The following is a 4,033-nucleotide window of genomic DNA, read 5'->3' as shown; positions in this document are numbered from 1 at the left end:
CGGAAGAACAGGGAGGCGGCCACCGCCTTGTTGGTCTTGAGGGCCAGCTCCAGGTTCTCGAACACCGTGAGTTGCTCAAACACCGTGGGCTTCTGGAACTTTCGCCCGATGCCCAACTGCGCAATCTCAGGCTCCGTGTAACGCAGTAAATCGATGGTGCTGCCGAAGTAAACCCGACCCTCATCAGGCCGCGTTTTGCCGGTGATGATGTCCATCATCGTGGTCTTGCCCGCGCCGTTCGGCCCGATGATGCAGCGCAACTCGCCGGGGGCAATATCGAGCGACAGTTTGTTGATGGCCTTGAAGCCGTCAAAGCTCACGCTCACGTCTTCCAGGTACAGGATGCGGCCGTGGGTCACATCCACTTCGCCCGGCGTGGCAAGGCGCGAGAAGCCGGCGGCACGGCCACCGGATTCGGTCTTGCCGTGCCCGGTCTTCAGTGCGTGCGCCCTGGCCCGGCGGGCGCCCTCCTCCAGCAGATCAGGCGTCATGCTTTGTTCCCTTTCAGATTTCTGATCAGGCCCACCACGCCGTCCGGCAAGAACAGCGTCACGCCAATGAACAAGGCGCCCAAAAAGTACAGCCAGAACTCAGGGTAGGCCACCGTCAGCCAGCTCTTGGCACCGTTGACGATAAAGGCGCCGACGATCGGGCCAATCAGCGTGGCGCGGCCACCGACTGCGGCCCAGATCGCAATCTCGATCGAGTTGGCCGGGCTCATCTCGCTCGGGTTGATGATGCCCACCTGGGGCACATACAAGGCGCCGGCCACGCCGCACATCATGGCCGAAATGGTCCAGATGGTGAGCTTGTAGCCCAGGGGCGAATAGCCCGAGAACATGACGCGCGTCTCGGCGTCGCGCACCGCCTGCAGCACCCGGCCAAACTTGGCGGCCACCAGCCAGCGCGCCAGCAGGAAGAAACCCAGCAGCGTCACGCCCGTCAGCACAAACAGCAGCATGCGCATGGAGGGCGTCGCAATCGGGATGCCCAGAATCCGCTTGAAATCGGTGAAGCCGTTGTTGCCGCCAAAACCGGTCTCGTTGCGAAAGAACAGCAGCATCGCGGCAAAGGTCATGGCCTGGGTGATGATGGAAAAGTACACACCCTTGATACGAGAGCGAAAGGCAAAGTAGCCGAACACAAAAGCCACCAGTCCCGGCACCGCCACCACCAGGAACAGCGTGGCGATAAAGCTGTCGCTGAAAGTCCAGTGCCAGGGCAGCGTCTTCCAGTCCAGAAACACCATGAAGTCGGGCAGATTGCTTTTGTAGTTGCCCTCAAGACCGATCTGGCGCATCAGGTACATGCCCATGGCGTAGCCACCCAGCGCGAAGAACACGCCGTGGCCCAGGCTCAGGATGCCGGTGTAGCCCCAGATCAGGTCCATCGCCAGCGCGCAGATGGCATAGCACATGATCTTGCCCACCAGCGCCACGGCATAGTCGCTCAGGTGAAACAGGCTGTCTTTGGGCACCAGCAGATTGAGCGCGGGCGCCACGGCGCAGACCACCAGCAGGGCGACGATGAAGGCGGACCAGCCTTTGCCGGACAGCACCGGGCTACGGGTTGCACGCGTGATCTTGTTCATGCTTCGGCGCTCCGGCCCTTCATGGCAAAGATGCCTTGCGGACGTTTCTGGATGAAAATGATGATGAACACCAGCACCGCAATCTTGGCCAGCACGGCGCCGGTCCAGCCCTCCAGAAACTTGTTCAAAATCCCGAGGCCCATGGCGGCATACACGGTGCCCGCCAGCTGGCCCACCCCGCCCAGCACCACCACCATGAAGGAATCCACGATGTAGCCTTGCCCCAGGTCCGGCCCCACATTGCCGACCTGACTCAAAGCACAACCCGCCAGCCCGGCGATGCCAGAACCCAGTGCAAAGGCGTAGGTGTCAATGCGGGCGGTGTTCACGCCCATGCAGGCGGCAATCGGCCGGTTTTGCGTCACGCCGCGCACGAACAAACCCAGGCGCGTTCTGCCGATCAACCACGCCACCGCCAACAACACAAAGACCGCAAAGCCGACGATCACCAGCCGATTGAAGGGCAGCGACAAGTTGCCCAGCACCTGCACGCCGCCGCTCATCCAGGACGGGTTTTCCACCCCCACGTTTTGCGCGCCGAAAAAACTGCGCACCAGCTGCTGCAACATCAGGCTGATGCCCCAGGTGGCCAGCAAGGTCTCCAGCGGGCGGCCATACAAGAAGCGGATCACGCTGCGTTCAAGCAGAGCCCCCATCAGCGCCGAGGCCAGAAAGGCCACCGGAACCGAGGCCAGCAGATACCAGTCAAAGGCACCGGGCAGGTATTTTTGAAACAAAGTTTGCACCACGTAGGTGGCGTAAGCGCCAATCATCATCAGCTCGCCATGCGCCATGTTGATGACACCCATGAGGCCGTAGGTAATCGCCAACCCGAGCGCCACCAGCAGCAAGATGCTGCCCAGGCTGATGCCGCTGAAGATGGCCCCCAGCCTGTCGCCCCAGGCCAATGAAGCCTCAACCTGGCGCAAGGTGTTCTGCAAGGCTGATTTGACGTCCGGCTCGGTCTCTAGCGCCAGCCGCGCCAGCAGCACGGTTTTGGTGTTGGCCTGCGTGCTGGAGCTCAGCAGCTTGGCGGCTTCCAGGCGCTTGGCTTTGTCGGCGCTGTTGAGCAAGGCCGCCGCGCGCACCAGCCCCAGTTGCTCCTTGATCTGCGCGTTTTTCTCGGCTGCAAAAGCCTTTTCGATCAGCGGCAATTTGGTTTCGTCCGCGTCGCTCTGCAACTGCTTGATGGCGGCGATGCGGGTTTTCTCGTCTTTGGAAAACAGCTTGAGCGCGGCCAGAGCGGAGTCCAGCTCGCCGCGCATGCGGTTGTTGTTCATCACGTCCTCGGCGTCGTCGGGCACGGGCACTTCAGCACCGCTCACCGGGTCATAGCCCTTGCCGTCTTTGATGACGAGCACTGTGTCACCGGCCACTTTGACAGCGTCGTCTGACAGGGCCTGCAGAAAGACCGCCGTTTTGTCGTCAGCGGTTGCCACCGCTTTGTTCAGGGCCTCAATGCGCGCGTCGGCTTCACCGGATGCAATGGCTTTTGCCTCGTCCGCCGTTATGGAATGTGCGTTACCAGCTATTAAAAATATAGCGAATGCCGTCAATCGGATCAAATGGCCAAGCATTGACAGACTCTCTCAGTAGGTTGTGTTTGTTCACATGAAAAGCCCGAGGTGAGGCCGCAAGTCCTCACCTCGGGCTGTGTGACAGCGTTAAGACCTTTCTAGACTTACTTCTTCACCGGCTCATCCGGCTTGCCCGCATTGCCTTCGATGTAGGGCGACCAGGGCTTGGCTTTGACCGGGCCGGGGGTCTTCCAGACCACGTTGAACTGGCCGTCGGCCTTGACTTCGCCAATGAACACCGACTTGTGCAGGTGGTGGTTCTTCTCATCCATCTTGCTCACGATGCCGCTCGGCGCCTTGAAGGTCTGGCCCGCCATGGCGGCGATGACCTTGTCGACATCGGTGGACTTGGCCTTTTCAACCGCCTGCTTCCACATGTTGATGCCGATGTAAGTGGCCTCCATCGGGTCGTTGGTCAAAGGCTTGTCAGCGCCGGGCAGGTTCTTGGCCTTGGCATACGCGGTCCACTTCTTGATGAACTCGGTGTTGGTCGGGTTCTTGATCGACATGAAGTAGTTCCAGGCCGCCAGGTGGCCTACCAACGGTTTTGTGTCGACGCCGCGCAGCTCTTCTTCACCCACGCTGAACGCAACCACGGGCACGTCTTTGGCCTTCAGGCCGGCGTTGCCGAGTTCTTTATAGAACGGCACGTTGGAGTCACCGTTGATGGTGGACACCACAGCGGTCTTGCCACCGGCGGAGAACTTCTTGATGTCAGCCACGATGGTCTGGTAATCAGAGTGGCCAAACGGCGTGTACTTTTCATCAATGTCGGTGTCTTTCACGCCCTTGGATTTCAGGTAGGCGCGCAAAATCTTGTTGGTGGTGCGGGGGTACACATAGTCGGTGCCCAGCAAGACCCAAC

At 60.4% G+C, this 4,033-nt stretch carries 4 protein-coding genes; all 4 read right to left on the bottom strand.

Features of this window, described 5'->3' with window-relative positions; all coding sequences use genetic code 11:
- A partial coding sequence (locus WA157_RS08605; RefSeq protein WP_422620546.1) for an ATP-binding cassette domain-containing protein occupies positions 1 to 491 on the bottom strand: 491 nt, incomplete at its 3' end.
- A complete protein-coding gene (urtC, locus tag WA157_RS08600; RefSeq protein ID WP_422620545.1) occupies positions 488 to 1,591 on the bottom strand; it encodes an urea ABC transporter permease subunit UrtC in 1,104 nt (367 codons plus the stop codon). The genes WA157_RS08605 and urtC, both read right to left, overlap by 4 nt.
- Positions 1,588 to 3,168: an urea ABC transporter permease subunit UrtB gene (gene urtB, locus WA157_RS08595; RefSeq protein ID WP_422620544.1), complete on the bottom strand. Its 1,581-nt coding sequence runs from the start codon at positions 3,166 to 3,168 to the stop codon at positions 1,588 to 1,590. The genes urtC and urtB overlap by 4 nt, the downstream gene beginning before the upstream one ends.
- Before the next feature lie 104 nt (positions 3,169 to 3,272).
- Positions 3,273 to 4,033 (bottom strand): transporter substrate-binding protein (locus tag WA157_RS08590; protein WP_422620543.1); only part of this gene is annotated, 761 nt, incomplete at its 5' end.

It is taken from the genome of Rhodoferax ferrireducens (assembly GCF_049302455.1).
Classification (GTDB): domain Bacteria; phylum Pseudomonadota; class Gammaproteobacteria; order Burkholderiales; family Burkholderiaceae_C; genus Rhodoferax; species Rhodoferax ferrireducens_B.
This window is presented reverse-complemented; position numbering and strand designations above follow the sequence as displayed.

Bases quoted from the DNA above. Each gene is read 5' to 3' on its own strand.
- urtC (WP_422620545.1), bottom strand. From the start codon at position 1,591: ATGAACAAGATCACGCGTGCAACCCGTAGCCCGGTGCTGTCCGGCAAA.
- urtB (WP_422620544.1), bottom strand. From the start codon at position 3,168: ATGCTTGGCCATTTGATCCGATTGACGGCATTCGCTATATTTTTAATA.